Source organism: Acidimicrobiia bacterium, assembly GCA_040878325.1.
In the GTDB taxonomy this organism is placed as follows: domain Bacteria; phylum Actinomycetota; class Acidimicrobiia; order Spongiisociales; family UBA11373; genus JAUYIV01.
Window position 1 is genome coordinate 89880 of sequence record JBBDMM010000006.1, and the last position, 17324, is coordinate 107203.

Genomic DNA, 17324 nt, shown 5'->3' on the forward strand with positions numbered 1-17324 from the left:
CACCACGATTGTCTGGCCCGAGAAGTGGCCGAGTGGGATGCAAAGCGACGAGTATCTGCGAGATGTGGCCCAGCTTGTCCGACTGCTGCACGACGCCAGCGAAACTTTCCGTCCCCCGAGCGATGCCATCTGGCAGGAGCAGCCGCTGACTCTGTCGCACGGTGACATTATCTGTCACAATGACCTCGGGCCTTGGAACACCGTTACGCGCGGGAACAGGCCAGTTGCCATAATCGACTGGGACATGGCAGCTCCCGGCACGAGGGATTGGGACGTCGCCTTAGCTCTGTGGCACTGGGTGCCGCTATACGACGATAACGAAATACTCGAGTGGGGATGGGCGACAGTGCCTGATAGGCGGCACCGAATTGAGGTCTTCTCGGCTGCCTATGGGATCGAGACTCCTCGTGACCAACTTCTGAAGACCATAAGGAAGAGGCAAGTCGCGACTCTTCGCACTATTAGGTGGGCCCAGTCGAATCCGAACCTCCCGGGAGCAGACGTCTGGGTGGACTGCGTTCCCCCTCACGTGGTGCGTCGCCAGCTCAGGTGGCTCGACTCTAACGCTGAGACACTCCTCCCATAGTGCAAGGGCATGCTGCCGCCATCCTGTGGCGATGCGGTCCTGCAAGTTCTGACCAACGCTGAACGGCCGGCCCTTTCTCCCCGAATCCCATCAACGGGCACCGCTAACTTGGACGCACGAGCTACGAACTGATCCGCGCACTTACGCCGAGAACACTACCTCCGCGTGTCCTGATAGGACAGGAAGCTGGGAGCAAGAGGCCACCAAAAGGGGTTTCAATGTAGCCGCTCGCTGACCACTTTCAACTGGGTAAACTCCTCCAACCCAAGTTGTCCATACTCAACGCCCATACCCGACGATTTCACGCCGCCGAACGGGACGTCATGAGAAAGTTCGCCATGAGTGTTTACCCACACTGTGCCGACCTTTAGGCGCGACGCGACCTTCTGTGCTAAGGCGCCGTTGCCCGTCCAAACCGATGCCCCGAGGCCATACGAGGTGGCGTTCGCCCTTGATACGGCCTCATCGAGGTCAACAAACTCCATCACCGGAAGTGCGGGTCCGAACTGCTCAGTGACCTCTAGCGCTGTGTTTGTGGATGGCTCAAAGACAATAGTCGGGCGGTAGAAGAACCCGGGCGCGTCGATACGATATCCACCCGCCAGCACTTGACCCCCGGCACTGCGAGCGGTCGCCACTAGCGCGTCGACCCTGAGGACTTGTCCCTCGATCGTCAGTGGACCCATTTGAGTCCGTGCATCAAGGCCATTGCCTACGATGGTCGCGTCGGCCCGCATCGCCAGACGGTCGGCCAAACTGCGAGCAATTGATTTGTGGGCATACACTCGCTTCACAGCCGCGCAGAATTGCCCGGCATTGACAAAGGCTGCTGCGAACAGCGCCTCGGCGACACCGTCGATGTCGACATCTGGAAAGACGATCGCAGCATCATTACCTCCAAGCTCAAGGATCGCCTTCTTCAGATCCCGAGCTGCCGAGACCGCTGCCGACCGCCCAGCACTTACAGATCCAGTGAGCGACACCATGTCACAGAACCCATGGCTCACAAGACGCTCGCCGAGGGTGTCGCCACCGCTCAGTACGTTCAGGACACCTGCGGGTAGAAGAGGTGCCAAGGTCTCGCCCATCAATAGCGGCGATAAGGGAGCATGAGGAGATGGCTTTAGCACGACAGTATTGCCTGCGAGCAAGGCAGGGGCGATTTTGACTACAGCCAGAATGATTGGGTAGTTCCACGGTGTAATCGCACCTACGACCCCCAAGGGCACTCGAAGCATCCGCACGTATGAGTCGGGCGTCTTCCGAGCAATTGCAGCTTCCAATTCGAGTCCAGCAATCCAGCCAAACCACTGCGCTGCCAACGTCACCTCGTCCATGGCCTCTCTCAGTGGCTTACCATTCTCCCTTGTCAGGACTGTGGCAACTTCATCAGCTCGAGCAGCTAGTCCTTCTCCGAGTTCGACTAGTACTGAGCGTCGCTCGTCGATTGGCTGCGCAGCCCAGGCGGGCTGTGATGACCGGGCAGAGCGCAGGGCTTCGTCAAGCACTGCCTCGCTAGCCAGCGGCGCTTCTGCGAACGTCTCCCCGGTTGCCGGGTCGACCACGGGCAGACCCGTACCGCCAACGGACTTGCCGCCGACCGTCATACCTAGAACTAGGTCGAAGCCCACGCCTATGCCCTCCGCCGCTGCGAGTGTCCCTGAGATTCTCTTCGAACGATGCTACGCGATCCGGCCACCTGGTTGATCGCTGACCGACGGATGGCCGACCTCGAGCGAGCGCACGCAGGTGAGTGGTTGGGTACCTTGAATGAGGTGGCAATCAGTCTTGTGATTGCGCCCAAGACCGCGTCCATGCGCCCCCGGCGCGTCGGGCGGGAGAACGACAGGGAATGCGGCGGGGAGCGGCGTGCCCTGACGTTGGCCCGGAGGCCATGGCCAATACTGGTAGCGTTTTCGGTGATGCGAGGAAGCTCCACGCAAATCACCAAACAGGGGACGGACGCCGAGTCGGACTTGGCACGCCGTCGGGATGTGCAGCGAGGCACCAACTTCTGCCGGGCGGTGAAAGCCGCTCTCTGGGTGAGGCAGCTAGACGAAACAATGCTGCGTGGATCGCGGAAGGAGACCTTCCCGAGGGATGCAACCTGGAGTGCACGGCGGGCCACGGTTGCAGAATCCTCAACCCCGACATCCGAAAAGAGTCTGTTCGGAGTAGTCGGTTGTACAAGTTGGCTTTCCCGGGCACCAATCTCGGCGGTGCCGACAGAGATGGCGGCACGTACACGTCACCCGCCTTCCGTAACGGCGTCGTTCGATGCGATGCCGTTCTGGACCGAGAGCCGCCCGGGGCTGAGGGTCCGAGCGGAGTGGGCGCTCGATGCCGGATTGGCCGCCCCGTGACGGCCACAGCGTTCCAACGGCTCCAAGGACTGGCTGCCAGCCGGCCCGGCGCAACTGCGATAACTGCCGGCTCGACGCCGGGGCAGACCATGACCTTTCGAGATCTGGCCGCCACCACCGATAGAATGCGGGACGGGCTCTTTGGTGCCGGAGTGCGAGATGGCGATGCGGTCGTGCTGGTCATGGACCGGTCAGCGCAAGCCATCTCTGCATTGCTAGCCATCATGGCATCAGGCATGCGGCCCCTCGCCTTGGACGCCGCGTTCGCCGCTGGGACCGCGGACCTCCTCGGAGGAGCCGCCGGGCCGCTCAGGCCCCAGTTAGCGATCGTCCCAGACACTTCGTCCGAGCCAGCCGACCCGGGCCATGTGCGGTACTCGCAGCTGTCAGCAGGATCGAGGGGCCGCGCCCCGGAGGCCGGCGGCGAGACGATCCTGTACCAACTCACTAGCGGCTCGACGGGCCCTCCGCGTGTGGCCATAATCCCCGAGGGAGCTCTGGTGCGCGGCGGCGACCTGTACGCGTCCGCCATCCGAGCGGAGCCGCACGATCAGATCGCCGTCGCGGTGCCTCTCGCCCACTCCTACGGGTTGGTCGGTTCGCTTTTTACGATGCTCGCGACCGGTGCAGGCATTGTGATTGTCGACGAACCAGGCCCAAGCGCTCTGCTTAGAGCAATCGACGACCTTGGCGCCACGGTGCTCTTCGCGGCGCCGATGCTGTATCAGTTACTCGCTGCCACTGGGGAGCGGTCGCGGCCCGGCCTGCGAGCGGCCGTGTCGTCTGGGGCGACCATGTCCGAAGACGTTGCCGCAGGCGCTCGAGCGAGCCTGGGGACACCGGTGGTCCAGCTGTACGGCACGACGGAGACCGGGTTGATTGCATGCCAGCCGCTCGACTCAGCCGTGGGGCGCGACGTGGGGCCGCCCGCGCCTGGCGTCGAGATCGAGCTGGTTACCGACCACCAAACCGGACGCCGACTCCACGTCCGCACGTCGACGATGTTCCGCGGCTATGTGGGCTACGACCGAGCGGCCGCCCGGTTGCGGCTGGATGGCTTCTATGACACCGGGGACCGGGTACTCGTGGAGCCTTCTGGTTCCCTCGTGGTCCTGCCGCGCCAGGACACCTTCATCAATGTGTCCGGAAACAAGGTCAATAGGGCCCGCATCGAGGAGGTGTTGCGCTCCCAACCTGGCGTAGCGGACGCAATCGCATACGCCGTTCCGGCACCGTTCGGGGCCGGGCAGCAGGCATGGGCCGCGGTCGAACTGATCGACCCAGCGTGTGCCGATGAAGCGCTCCTTACAGCCGGGTGCCGCGATCGCCTCGCCGCCTTTGAGGTGCCCACAGCGATCTGGATACTCCCGAGCCTGCCCCGCACCTACACGGGAAAGGTCGACGTGAACCGTCTGCCCGCGCCCGGCGCGAGCCAGATCACATCCGAGCCGCTGGGGAAGTCGCCGTGAGCAAGGGCCGCATCTCCCTCGCCGACCCGGACGTGGGGAAAGCCGAAGCGCGGGCCGTGTACAAAGTGGTCTCGTCCGGGTGGATCTCGGCAGGCCGAATCACTGCGGGAATGGAAGAGGATCTGGCCTTGAAGATCGGGGCCCCCGGAGTCGTGCTGGTCAGCAGTGGCACCGCAGCTCTCCACCTGGCGCTACTCGTCGCCGGTGTCGGGCCGGGCGACGAGGTCCTGGTGCCGTCGATGTCGTTTGTCGCCAGCGCGTCCACGGTCGTGATGGTCGGAGCGACCCCCCGGTTCGTCGACGTGGCAGGCCTCGCCGAGCCGAACCTCGATCCGACGGCGGTGGCCGAGGCCATCACCGAGCGCACCAGGGCGGTTCTCGTCACGCATCTCGCCGGGTTCCCGGCCCGGGTCGACGCCCTGCGCAACATCACCGACGAGGCCGGCGTCGAATTGATAGAGGATTGCGCACATGCGCCGCTCGTGTCCTACGGCGGCCGCCAACTCGGCACGTTCGGGCGCCTCGGCGTACTCAGCTTCCACACGACAAAGTCAATCAGCATGGGAGAGGGGGGAGCGATCGTGTGTCGAGACACCAGCGACGCTGACCATGCCCGTCTGCTGCGAAACCACGGCCTCCAGCGCGATGACGCCACTTTCGCATACGACGTCGCAACCCTGGGCTTCAACTACAGGCCCAGCGAGGTCGCCGCTGCCGTCGGCAGGGTCCAGCTGGACCGGCTTGCCGACGACCGGGACCACCGCAGAGAGTTACGCACGCTCTACGAGTCGCGTCTCGGCGTCCTTCCAGGAGTCAACCTGCCCTTCGCCGGCTGGCAGGGCGACTCCGCCCACCATCTGCTCCCAGTAGTCCTACCACCCTACGTGGACCGCGATGCCGTCCGTCGCCATCTCCTAGCCGTCGGCATAGAGAGTGGTGTTCATTACCCACCGATCCACGAATTAACCCAATACCGGCAGGCTCCTCAGGAACCACTCGCCGCCACGGTGGCGTACGGCAGGCAGCACCTCACCCTACCCCTCCATCGCCGGGTGACACGTTCCGACGTGGCCACCGTCGCTGACGCCCTCGGTGTCGCCCTGAAGCTTGAGTCCGGTGGCCGCGAAGCCCCGGTGCGGGGTCCAGCGGTATGATTTGCCAGAACACCACGCAGGCAGGTGCCAATGTCCGGGCCAATCGAGGTTACGTCAAGAGAAGGAGTCCGCTCGGAGTTGGGGGAACGCGGCTTCGCCTTCGTGGACGCCGCCCGCTACCACGTGCCGCCGTCTCTCCAGCCATCACTCGCGGAGTTGGCGGGTGCCTTCGACCGGCTTGAGCCGGACGCCTATCTCCGCGACGGTGCTCGCTTCCGGCAGCGCCGGTACGGGCGCTTCTTGCTGGGTCACGAGGGGTGGCTGCAAGACCTCCCGACTGCCCCCTACTTCCAAACAGCCGAGCACAACTCGTACGCTGGGGGCATCCCGCGCCGGATCGCCGATCTCGAACCAGCGACGAGACGCAACGAAATGCTCGCCCGCTTGATCCGCTTCGACGCATCGGTCTTCGAGACCCAGATCCAAGGGCCATTCGATCACTGGCGGGTTGAGGTGCACCTGTTTCGGGTCTGGGCCCGCTGGGACGAGCCGGGCCTGCCCACGCCCGAAGGCGTGCATCGCGACGGGAACGACTTCTTCGCCGTGCACCTCCTGCGTCGGGAAGCGGTGCGGGGCGGCGAGACGACCGTCTACGACCCCAGCTCACACCCTCTCCGGACACGGACCCTTCGCGAGCCTCTCGACACGCTCCTGGTCAACGACCGCGAGGTGCTGCACGGCGTGAGCCCAATCGTCCCAGCGGACGACCGGAAGCCCGGCCACCGCGACGTTGCGGTCATCGACTTCTTTGTGATCCGGGACCCACGCCGACTTCGATCGGGACTGGCAACCGATCCGACGGCACAGGTACCCACGAGTCATGCGCAGTGAGAGGACTGCGCGACGACCAAGGGGGCGCAAGTGCCAACTCCTCGCCTGACGCGCTCGTGGTCGGCCTCGGATACGCGGGGCTCGCCTTCACGGCGGCGCTCCTCGACGCAGGCCTCAGAGTCGCGGGGCTGGATATCGACGCTGAGCTTGTCGGCCGGCTCCAGGAGGGCAGGGAAGGACACGAGCCTGGCGTGTCCCGAGCGCTTGAGAGCGGAAGGGGGCGGCTTGCCCTGGACACCTCTCTCCCGGACAGTCCGCCGCCCGTGGTCGTCGTTTGCGTCGGGACCCCTTTTGACCGCGCCCGCGGTGTGCCCGACCTCTCCGACCTCCACTCGGCAATAGACGTGCTCGCACCGAGGCTAACGCCGGAGCACCTGGTGGTACTGCGGTCGACGCTACCTATCGGCGGATCCGACGCCATCGGAGGTCGACTCGAGGCCGCGGCTGGCGTTGCGCCGCTCCTGGCCTACTGCCCTGATCGAAGCATTCAGGGAACCGCCGTCGCCGAGATCCGGAACCTGCCGCAAGTAATCGGTGGTTCCTCTCCGGCCGCCGTAACCGCCGCGACACGCTTTTTCGCGCGACTGACCCCGTCAGTGTTGCCGATGTCCTCGCTTCGTGCTGCCGAGTTCGTCAAGCTCGCCAACAACAGCCACACCGACGTCCTCTACGCGTTCGGGAACGAGATGGCCTTCGCCGCAGAGGGTCTCGGCCTGGACGTGGGCGAGATCCTGAACGCAACCAACCGCGACTACCCGCGACCCGACCTGGCTGGCCCGGGATGGGTGGGAGGAAGCTGTCTCACGAAGGATCCCCTCGCCTTCGGCTGGAGCGCCCAGGAGGCGGGGGTGCAGCTGACGCTGGTCCCTACGGCGCGAGCAATCAACGAGCAGCTCGCAACTAGGGCGGCCGACTTCGTCACGAGCCGGTTGGGCAACCTGAACCGCGGCGGCACCGTGCTTCTCGCCGGAGTCGCCTACAAGGGCCGGCCCGAGACCGATGACACTCGCGGGGGTGCCGCCGCGGCCATCAAGGCCGTGATGGCCGACGCCCCGTGGTCCTTCCTGGGTCACGACTTCGTCGTTCCGCCGCTGCGGCTCCAAGCGCTTGGCCTTGTACCCGTCCCGCTTGAGGAAGGCGTCGCCAAGGCGGACGCCGTCATCTTCTGTAACGACCACCCACGCTACGCGGAACGACTTGACGTCCGCGACGCCAGCGAGTGGCTGGTGGGCAAGCCCGTGTACGACGTGTGGGGAGTGGTTCCCGACGGGCTGACCGCCCGCCTCGGCAGCGACTACCGAAGGCTCGGCCATGGCTAAGCCGGTACTGGTGACCGGAGGCGCCGGGTTCATCGGCCTCCACCTCGTCGACCGCCTCGTCGCAGAGGGTGCCGAGGTCGTAGTCGTGGACGACTTCCGGAGAGGTCGCCAGGATCGCCTCTTCGAGGCGGTAGCGGCCCCGTGCCGGGTCGTTGAGGCGGACCTAGCCGACCGCCACTCGCTCGCCCCGCTTGGCGAGTTCGGCGACGTCTACCACCTGGCCGCCTCGGTCGGCGCCGCGCTCGTCACCTGGAACCCCGCGGAGGTCCTGCGCAACAACGTGTTGTCGACGGTGCACGTCCTTGACCACGCCGCGGCAGGCGGCGCTGACCGGGTCTGGTTAGCCTCGACGAGCGAGGTATACGCGGCGTCGGTGGAGCGCGGCTTGGCCTCGGTCCCGACGGCGGAGACCGTCCCCGTTCTGTTCGAAGCGAGGTATCAGCCGCGCTCGGCGTACGCGGTCAGCAAGCATGTCGGCGAGCAGCTGGCTCACGCCTTCCGCCATCAGCACGGCCTCCAGGTGGTGGCTTGCCGTTTTCACAACGTCTACGGGCCGCGTATGGGCCACGACCACGTCATCCCCCAGCTCGTAGCCCGGATCCTGGACCGGGTGGATCCGTTCCCCGTGTACGGCGACCAGCGACGGTCATACTGCTATGTCGACGATGCGCTCAACATGCTCCTCCAGCTCCGCGACGTTCCGAACCCGCCTGTTGTAGTAAACATCGGCAACGGCGACGAAGAGATCTCCGCTGCGGATCTCGCTCGCCGCTTGTTTGTGGTTGCAGGGTGGTCGGCATCGGTCGAGGTGCACCCGGCGCCGCCCGGGTCGCCCGATCGGCGCTGCCCCGACATCGGGCTTGCTGCAGAGCTGACGGGCCTTAGGCCGGCCTGGCCCCTCGACAAGGGTCTCGAAGAGACATTCGCCTGGTATCGGCACGAAGCGGGAGCGCCTGCATGAAGGTGCTCATCGGCACCGCGGGCTACGGGACCATCCGGTCGGGCGCCGACCGGATGGTCGGCGACTTGGCACGCTTTCTTGCGGCGCGAGGGAACAGGGTTCTCGTCGCCTGCCGCAACGGAACAGTACTGCACTTGGACCTCGAGGCCACCGCGGTCGAGTGGGTCGAGGGCACGGCCGTCGACTGCGCTGAGGCCGGTCTAGCGTGGCAGCCAGACGTCTGGCATCTGCTCGACCTCGCCCACGCCCGCTTCCTCGATGCCATGTTGGAGGTCGGACGGTCGTTGGTAGTGCCGGTCGTGGTGACGCCTGCATCGGATCCGGCAGTGTGGGACGACGAGAACGCCGCGTGCCGGGTCCTCGGCCGCGCCGATCGGGTGCTGGCGCTCACCCGGGCGGAGGCGGCAGCCGTCAGCCAGCTGTGCCAACCGGCCTCGGAGCCGCAGATCATCAGCCAGGCGGTCGCCCTTACCGGCACCGGTGACGCCGCCGCCTTCCGCCGCCGGCACGGCCTGAGCGGCCCGATCGTCCTCTTCGTGGGCCGCAAGATCGAATCGAAGGGATACCAGGTAATGCTGGCGGCTGCCAGCCGCCTGGCCGAGACGCGCCCGGACGTGACGGTCTGCCTCCTGGGTTCGCGGGCCGGCGAGGGGCGCGGCGCGAGATCCGGCAACGTGCTCGACCTCGACGACGTTACCGAGTCGGAGAAGAACGACGCATTCGCAGCGGCGGCGCTCTTCTGCCTCCCGAGCGTTGCCGATGTATACCCTTTAACCGTGGTGGAGGCCCGACTCAGCGGCGTTCCCATCGTCGTCGGGCCCTTCCCCGGCGCCGAGGAGGTGGTGCGCCACCAGGTCGACGGCCTCATCGTGCCGGCCAACCACGAGGCCGTTGCCGCCGCCGTTGACTCGTTGCTCGCCGATCCAGCGGCTGCCCGCGCCATGGCGGCGGCGGGACTCGCCCGGGCCAGGGAGGAGCACGCTCCCGAGCGGGTCGGTCGCGAGGTGCTGGCGGCCTACCAGGAGCTAGGCGGCCGGGCGCGCGAGTCAGCCGAGCCATGAGGGCCATCATGCTTGCCGGCGGCCGCGCCACCCGGCTCGAATCGCTCTCTCCGACTGTCCCGAAGGCATTGACGCCGATTATCGGGCACCTACTTCTCGACATCCTGCTCTCCCAGCTGTGTGAGGCCGGATATGACCACGTCACCCTCTGCGTGGGCCATCTCGAGGAAGTGGTGCGTGCCCACGTCGGGGACGGGTCGAGGGCGGGCGTGGCCGTCGACTACGTAAACGACCACGGGAGGCTCGGCACGGCGGGTCCGCTCCAGCTGGTCGATGCCTGGGAGGAGCCCGCTCTGGTGCTTAACGCCGATCTCCTCACCGACCTAGCATTCGGAGAAATGGCAGCCAGGCACGCGGCAAGCGGGGCCGCGATTACCCTGGCCGTGCGCGAGTACGTCACGCACCTTGACGTTGGCGTCGTCCAATGCGACGGCGACGGGGGGGTCGTCGCAATCGTGGAGAAGCCCGAGTTGCGCCAGCTCCTCACTTTGGGCATTTACATGATCGACCCCGAGGTACGCTCCCACCTGCGCCCCGCCCAGCGAACGGACATGCCGGAGCTTGTCAATAGGGTGATCGAGTCTGGTGGCCACGTCCGGACCTTCGTCCATAGCGGCCGCTGGCATGACATCGGCACGCCCGCCGGCCTCGGCGCCGCGGAGGACACGCTGGGCGCTTGCCCGGCGGCGTTCGGCGTCACGGAGCGGACCGGGCCATGAGCGACCTAGGCAGCGCAGCGCCCCCCCTGCTGGGTTTCAATTACCACCCGTCGTCTGGCGGTTGCCGCTATTGGACCCGGTTTCGCGCGGACGAGATCCGAGCCGACTTCGAGGCCATGGGCGCGGAGGGGTGGAACGTCGTTCGGTTCTTCGTCTTCTGGGCCGACTTCGAGCCGGAGGTGGGCCGCTACAACGAGGAGGCATTCGCCCATCTCGGCCAGATGGCCAGCATGGCGGCATCGGCCGGCCTACGGTGCATCCCTTCCATCCTCACGCTCTGGATGAACGGCCAATTGCTCGACCTCCCGTGGCGCGGAGGCCGGGACTTGATCGCCGACCCAGAAGTGCGGACCCGTGCCCGGGAGCTCGCCCGTCGCGTAGCGGCGACGCTCGGACCCGTCGGCAACGTAGCCTACTACGACCTCGGTGACGAGCTCCCTAACGTTCTGCCGGCACGGCGCGCTGAGCCGGACGCCGTCCGCGCCTGGTACGCGGAGATGGCCGACGCGATACGCTCGGCCGATCCAGGAGCTCTTGTCATCCAGGCGAACGAGGCGGCGGTGCTCGACGCGGCGCCGGCCTTCGGCCCGCCCACGCAGCAGGGCGTGCTCGACGCGGTGGCGCTGCACGGGTTCCCCCTCTGGTCGCGGCTTGGCATCACAGGCGCCGACGTCTACGCCGCCAGCGTCTACCCAGCATTCCTGGCCGCCGTCGCCTCTGCGTTCGGCCCCGCCCTCGTCGACGAGTTCGGCACATACGGAATGATGGCCGACGCGGCCGCCCGCCATGTCGGCGCGGCGGCGGCGAGCGTTCTGGCAAGGGGCGTTCAGGGGCTGGTCTCTTGGTGTTGGAAGGACATCACGTCCGATGAGTGGCCTTACATCCGACGGCCGGGGGAACGCGACGCCGGTTTCCGAACCGCTGACGGCGTTGCCAAGCCGGCATACGCAGCCCTGCGGCACGCTATCCAGTCAGCTGCTGCGCCGAGCTTCCACGCCGCCTCTCCGCAGGTCGGGATCGCCCTCGGGGCCGATGGCCGGTTGGCGAGCGCTCCCGCGTCGCTCTTCGGCTGCTATCTCGCTCTCCTCGCCTCGCATCACCGGCCGGCCTTTTTCACCGGCCTGGCGCACCTCGACCCTGAGCGATTCCCCTTCGTCGCGTGGCCCGGAGTTCGGTCGTTGCATCTGGATGAGTTGGAGGCTCTAGAGGCATATGCCGCGGCTGGCGGCGTGGCGCTTGTCTCTTCCCGCGCTCCCGCGCCCGGCACGGGGGGCGAGGGCCTTTTCGGGCTCGACGTGGACGGCTTCGGTACCGATCCAGATGCCCGGCCCATCATCGAGCTTCCGGGTGGAACGGTGCACCTCGGCCCCGTTCCCGAGGACGCCCTGCCCTATCCGATTGTTCGGGTCGACACCGCCGAGGTGCTTGGCCGGTTTGAGGCAGGTGATCCCGCGGTCACGGTGAAACGCCACGGCGACGGCTGCCTCTACTTCGTGAACGCGCCGTGCGAGGCGACGGCACCGGTGGGCGCCATCGGGGCGCCAGCGCCCGCCGAGCTGTACCGGCAGCTGCTGGCGTACGCAGGTTTCGACTCCGGGATTCGGGCGCCTGCTGGGGTGGAGGTGATCGTCGGGTGCGACGGCTCAGCCGTCGCCATCAACCACTTTCCGAAGCCGGTGGCCGGCGAGCTGAGCTTCTTGAGCACCTCCCTTCACGTATCCTTGGAGGCGAAGGAGGTCGCCCGGGTCGGAGGTGCTGTACCGTGACGGCAACGCAGCGCTCGCGGGTGGCCGAGGTGTGCAGGATGCGCGCTCTGGAGGCCGCTGGGTCCTCCGTCAGAGTGTGGTATCTGCCCGGAGCAGCGCAGCCCGCCTCCCTCCAGAAGGGTGCCGACCTTCGCCATGCCGCGATCGCAGCGGTCCTGGCGTCCGCTCTGGACCCTAACTCGGACGACACGGTGATCGACCATAGGTGCGCGTCGTGCGGAGGCTCCGACCACGGCCAACCCACCCTCCGAGGGCGCGGGGAGCTGGCGGTAAGCATCGCACGGGGAGGCGGCGACTTGGTCGTCGCCCTGGCCGAATCACCCGTGGGCATCGACATGGAGCCGCCGAACTCAGCGGATGCCGTCCTCGAGGTGGCACCGCGGATCATGACCGATGTGGAGTGGCGGTCGCTCGAGGTTCTTCCCGCGGCGGACAGGGCACGCCGGGCGCTGGTGCTGTGGACGGCCAAGGAAGCGGCGCTTAAGGCGGCAGGCACCGGGCTGCCGGGAGGGCTGGCCAACGTCGAGTGCGAAGTGGTCGAAGGACGGCTGGTGGCAGTTCGGTTGCTCGGGCCGCTGCGCCATCTCCAGCGAGAGCAGTGGCGGGCCCGCACTACCACGGGCTGCCGCGGGGTCGTGACCACGGTTGTGCTCGGCCAGGGGCCGCCACGCCGGGGAGATTGGCGATGAGGGCGGTCCGGCTAATGGCGCCCGGCCACGTCGTTGTCGACCGCGATGCTCCGGAACCGGAGCTGCGCGACGCCGGCGACTGCATCATCGAGGTCGATGTCGCCGGCATATGTGGCACGGATCTTCACCCGTACCGCGGGCACATCGCCAACTTCACGCCCCGCACGATCATGGGTCACGAATTCGTCGGCCGGATCGTCGCCGCCGGGAGCGGCGTGGAGCGGCGGCGGCTCGGTGAGCTGGTCGTGGTGTCCGACCTGGTCGCTTGTGGCGCCTGCGCGTACTGTGCGGCCGACCAGCATTACCAGTGCCGCGAGGTGCAACTGTTCGGCTACGGCGACGTGGTCGGCGCCTACCTCCCGGGTGGTCAGGCGGAGCGGGTGCGGGTGCCCCGCGCCGACCTTGCCACGTTCCCCGTGCCCGAAGGCCTCTCGCCCCGGTCAGCCGTGTTCGCCGCCGATGTCCTCACGACCGCGTTCGCCGCGGTCGAATTTGCCGCGGGCGAGCGGAGCGGCAGCCTGGCGGTCGTTGGGTGCGGCCCCGTTGGCCTAGCCGTCGTGCTGTGTGGCCTGTGGAAGGGGTTCGAACGAATCGTGGCGATCGACACTGACGCGTCCCGTCGGGTTGCGGCATCCCGTCTTGGCGCCACGGGGGTGGCCGCCGATGCCGACGAGGCCGCCGAGCTGCTGCCGACCCGCGGCGCCCACGCCGTCGTGGAGGCCGTGGGCGCGAGCCAGGCCCTGGCCACGGCTGTGGAGATCGCCGGGCCTCGAGCCTGGATCTCCAGCGTGGGCGCGCCGCACGGAACCGGGGCTTCGCTGCCCGCTGAGACCGCCTTCGGACGGGAGCTGACCCTCCGGTTTATCGTCGGCAATCCCCTCGCCCTTGCTCCCCGCGTCCTCAGCCTGATGGCCAGCGGTGAGCTCGACCCCGCTCCGATCGTGAGCCACGTCTTGGCCCTCGACGACGCCCCTGCCGGCTACGCCGCGTTCGACCGACGGGGCGCTGTCAAGGTCTTGCTCGAGCCATGACCGCCCTCGCCTCGGCAGAAGTCGCCTCGCTGATGGCCGAAGTGCTCAAGCTGAAAGACTTCGCCGTCGAGGATGACTTCCTCACCTCCGGCGGCGACTCATTGCGAGTCGTCCAGCTCGCAGTACGGATTGCGGAGCGGCTCGGCGACCCGATCGACGCGCGGGGCTTCGCCGCCCTTGTCACCGGCATCTTCGACCGACGCACTGCAGCGAGCATCGCACCGCTCACCGGCGAACTGACCGCCGCGCCGGTGGCCGCCGCGCCCCAGCCGTCCGAGCCGGCAACCCTCTCGGCCCAACAGCACCAGATTTGGATCCACCGGCGCGCCAACCCGGACTCCGCCGCATACAACGTAGTCAACGTTTTCGACTTGGTTGGTCCGGTGGACTCCGGATCCCTTGAGACTGCCCTTCGGTCCGTTGCGGGGCGCCACCCGGCGCTGTTGACGGCGCTGGACACGCATGCCGGCCTGCCGGCGACGTCGCGTCACGACCCGGAGGGTATCTCCGTGGTCGTAGCGCCGCGGGCATCGGGCGAGGCTGCCGCGTTCGCCACAGTCGACACGATCGCCGCGACCCCGTTCTCCTTCGGGGAGCTGCCGATACGCTGCCACCTCGTGCCCTACGGATCGGGTGAGGCCCACCTGCTGATGTTTGTCATCGACCATGCGAGTTGCGACGGGTGGTCGATGCCGATCTTCTACCGCGAGCTCAGCGTCCTTTATGGCGGCGCCCGGCTTCCCGATCCTCCGCCGACCCCTGCCGCCGTCAGGCATGCCGGCGACGCCGCCGAATGGGCAGACCGGCTGCGACCCATCCCCCCGCCTCTGGATCTCGACCCGACTGTCAGCCGAGGGGTTCGCGACTTCGCGGGCGCCGTCCACTACACGATGCTGGCACCGGATCTGGTCGACCAGCTGCGAGCGTGGCTAGCCGCGCGGTCGGCCACCCTCTTCATGGGGCTCATGACATGCTTCCAGCTCGCGCTCAGTGACCTCACCGGTCGGTCCCGGTTCCTGCTCGGCGTGCCCGTAGCCAATCGCGGTGGCCAGCACTCCGAACGCGCCGTCGCTTACCTCGCCAACACGATGGTGCTGCAGGCCGTTGTCGAGGACAGCTCCAATTACGCGGGACTGCTGGGCACGGTCCGCGCCAACGTTATCGACGGCCTGGTCCACCAGTCCGCGCCCTTCATGGACCTAGTCGAGGAGCTACGCCCGCCGCGCGACCCGACCCGAACCCCGCTGATCGACGTATTGTTTGTCATGCAGAACTCGGCTCCCGTGGCCTTGGAACTTGCCGGATGCTCGGTTACGCAGCGGCGCTTCGACAACGGCACGGCCAAGTTCGACCTGACCCTTGAGGCTCATGAGACCGGGGGCGGCGTCGGTCTCCGCTGGGAGCGCGCCGCGGCGCTGTCACCAGCGATCGTAGATAGCGTCATCGCTCGCTTCGAGCGGCACGCCACGGCGATGGCGGCCGACCTACCTCGGCTGCGCCCGCCAAAACAACCGCCGCGCCCCGGGCCCCCGCAAGACCGTTCCATCGGAGCCGCCTTCGCCCGGGTCGCTAGCGAAAGGGCGGATCAGGCGGCGCTCGTGACCGACAACGGGACCACGACGTTCGCCGAGTTGCACCTTCAAGCGGCGGCCGTGGCGGAGAAGCTCCTGCAACAAGGGCTCGGACCCGGCAGCCGGATCGGGGTTCTCCACGAGCGAACCCCTGAATGGGTCGCCGCTGCGATCGGCACCTGGTTGGCCGGCGGCATCTACGTTCCGCTCGATCCTGCGCTGCCCGACGGCGCGCTGAAGCGGATGATTTCGGCCGGAGGGGTCGCCCATGTGGTCGCATCAGCGGCCGCCGCCGAGCGGGCGGCGGGACTCGGCCCACCCGTGAGCCTGACAGGCGAGATCCAGGCGCTTCCCCCCGGATCCAAGCTGATGCCACCGCTGGAAGCCGGTCCGGCCGGTCCCGCATATGTCGTGTTCACCTCCGGCTCCACAGGGGCTGCGCGAGGCGTGATCGGTCACCATGCCGGCCTGCTCAACCGCATTGCCTGGATGCACAACGGATGGCCGGTCGCAGAAGGCGAGCTTGGATGTCTGAGAACTGGGATCGGTTTCATTGATTCGCTCACCGAGCTGCTCGGCCCCATGCTCGCCGGCCGGCCCAGCCTGGTCGTCCCCGATTCGGCGGGTCGGGCCGCTACGGAGCTGCTTGAGCTGCTTCGCCGCCACAAAGTGTCCCGGCTCGTGATCACCCCAAGCTATCTGCGACTTCTGCTAGTCGAGTTCCCCGAGCGGTTTGCCGCCCTGACCGGGCTAAGCATCTGCGTGGTCAGCGGGGAGCGGCTGACCGCCGACGTGTGCATCCGCTTCTACCGGCTCCAGCCGGGCGCGGTGCTGCTCAACCTGTATGGGACCTCCGAAGTTGCCGGCGACGTGACTTGGTATGACACCCGCGCCCTCGCACCGCTTGCCGATCCCGTCCCAATCGGGAGGCCGTTACCCGGCTGCACGGTGAGCATTGAAGACGAGCAGGGCCAGCCCGTTCCGGGCGGGAGTGAAGGTGAGCTAGTCGTCAGCGGCGTCCAGGTGGCACTCGGCTACACAGGTGCCCCGTCGCCGGGCCGGGCGAGCTTCGCTGAGCGCGCCGGTGTGCGTCGGTTCCGAACAGGCGATCTCGGGCGACAGCGTCCCGACGGGGCCATCGAGTACGTAGGGCGGATCGACCGAGTCGTCAAGGTGCGTGGCATCGCGGTCGACCCCGACGGTGTCGAGGCGATGCTGCAGGAGCTGCCCGGCGTAACCGGAGCGGCGGTCATCCCCTGCCATGGATCCGACGGCTCTTGGCTGCACGCCTGGATCGAGCCGGAGGCGGACGTCGACGCGATCCGAGCTGGCCTGCTTCGCGATGCCCCAGCACACATGGTCCCAGCTGTGATCTCAGCGGTGCCGGTTCTGCCGCGGACTCCCTCGGGCAAGCTCGACTACGTAAGGCTGGGCGGTCCGGCGCACCAGGCGCCGGCGGCACCGGCCGCCAAGCTGGGGCCTCTTGAGGAAGCGGCCCGGGACGTGATCTGTGAGGTGCTGGGAGTCGCGACCGTAGGGATAACCGACAACTTCTTCAGCTCCGGCGGCGACTCGTTGCGGGCCAACAGGGTGCTCGCCCGCATAAGCGACCGCTTCAAGCTCGGCGATCTTGACTTTGCGAGCTTCTATCGAGAGCCCACGGTCACGGGCCTGGCAACACTTGTCGCTGCCGAACTCATGCGGGGGACCGATCCCGAAGTGTCGGCAGTAGTGCGCGCTCGGTTGCGGGCGAGAGGGTCTCCGTGATGAGACCCGATGCGGCGGGCGCCGCGGCCTCCGACGA

Annotated in this window: 12 protein-coding genes; 11 read left to right on the forward strand and 1 reads right to left on the reverse strand. The window is 67.3% G+C overall.

Translation table 11 applies throughout. The annotated features are described in order from the left end of the window. Positions 1-801: 801 nt before the first annotated feature. Positions 802-2217 carry an aldehyde dehydrogenase family protein gene (locus WD184_03060; GenBank protein ID MEX0825726.1) on the reverse strand — a complete coding sequence of 472 codons (1416 nt, stop codon included), beginning with the start codon at positions 2215-2217 and terminating at the stop codon, positions 802-804. 263 nt (positions 2218-2480) lie between these two features. Here WD184_03060 and WD184_03065 point away from each other — a divergent pair, with 263 nt between their 5' ends. From WD184_03065 to WD184_03115, 11 genes are read left to right on the forward strand one after another with little or no spacing between them, the layout of a single operon-like run. Beyond that, on the forward strand, positions 2481-4418 hold the full coding sequence (locus tag WD184_03065; protein MEX0825727.1) for a class I adenylate-forming enzyme family protein: 1938 nt from the start codon (positions 2481-2483) through the stop codon (positions 4416-4418). Then, positions 4415-5572, forward strand: a complete 1158-nt coding sequence (locus WD184_03070; protein MEX0825728.1) for a DegT/DnrJ/EryC1/StrS family aminotransferase — start codon at positions 4415-4417, stop codon at positions 5570-5572. Before WD184_03065 ends, WD184_03070 begins: the two co-directional genes overlap by 4 nt. A gap of 30 nt (positions 5573-5602) precedes the next feature. Further along, positions 5603-6403, forward strand: coding sequence for a 2OG-Fe dioxygenase family protein (locus tag WD184_03075; protein MEX0825729.1), 801 nt, complete (start codon positions 5603-5605; stop codon positions 6401-6403). Between the two features lie 56 nt (positions 6404-6459). Then, on the forward strand, positions 6460-7722 hold the full coding sequence (locus WD184_03080) for a nucleotide sugar dehydrogenase (protein MEX0825730.1): 1263 nt from the start codon (positions 6460-6462) through the stop codon (positions 7720-7722). Then, complete coding sequence (locus WD184_03085; GenBank protein MEX0825731.1) at positions 7715-8683, forward strand: NAD-dependent epimerase/dehydratase family protein; 969 nt, start codon at positions 7715-7717, stop codon at positions 8681-8683. The genes WD184_03080 and WD184_03085 overlap by 8 nt, the downstream gene beginning before the upstream one ends. After that, positions 8680-9744 carry a glycosyltransferase family 4 protein gene (locus tag WD184_03090; GenBank protein ID MEX0825732.1) on the forward strand — a complete coding sequence of 355 codons (1065 nt, stop codon included), beginning with the start codon at positions 8680-8682 and terminating at the stop codon, positions 9742-9744. Before WD184_03085 ends, WD184_03090 begins: the two co-directional genes overlap by 4 nt. After that, on the forward strand, positions 9741-10463 hold the full coding sequence (locus WD184_03095; GenBank protein MEX0825733.1) for a sugar phosphate nucleotidyltransferase: 723 nt from the start codon (positions 9741-9743) through the stop codon (positions 10461-10463). The genes WD184_03090 and WD184_03095 overlap by 4 nt, the downstream gene beginning before the upstream one ends. After that, on the forward strand, positions 10460-12229 hold the full coding sequence (locus WD184_03100; protein MEX0825734.1) for a hypothetical protein: 1770 nt from the start codon (positions 10460-10462) through the stop codon (positions 12227-12229). The genes WD184_03095 and WD184_03100 overlap by 4 nt, the downstream gene beginning before the upstream one ends. Before the next feature lie 38 nt (positions 12230-12267). Next, positions 12268-12918, forward strand: a complete 651-nt coding sequence (locus WD184_03105; GenBank protein MEX0825735.1) for a 4'-phosphopantetheinyl transferase superfamily protein — start codon at positions 12268-12270, stop codon at positions 12916-12918. Beyond that, positions 12915-13949 (forward strand): alcohol dehydrogenase catalytic domain-containing protein, encoded by a 1035-nt coding sequence (locus tag WD184_03110; protein MEX0825736.1) that lies wholly within the window; start codon positions 12915-12917, stop codon positions 13947-13949. Before WD184_03105 ends, WD184_03110 begins: the two co-directional genes overlap by 4 nt. Beyond that, entirely contained in the window at positions 13946-17287 is a 3342-nt protein-coding gene (locus tag WD184_03115) for an AMP-binding protein (protein ID MEX0825737.1), read from the forward strand. The genes WD184_03110 and WD184_03115 overlap by 4 nt, the downstream gene beginning before the upstream one ends. The last annotated feature ends 37 nt before the right edge of the window (positions 17288-17324 follow it).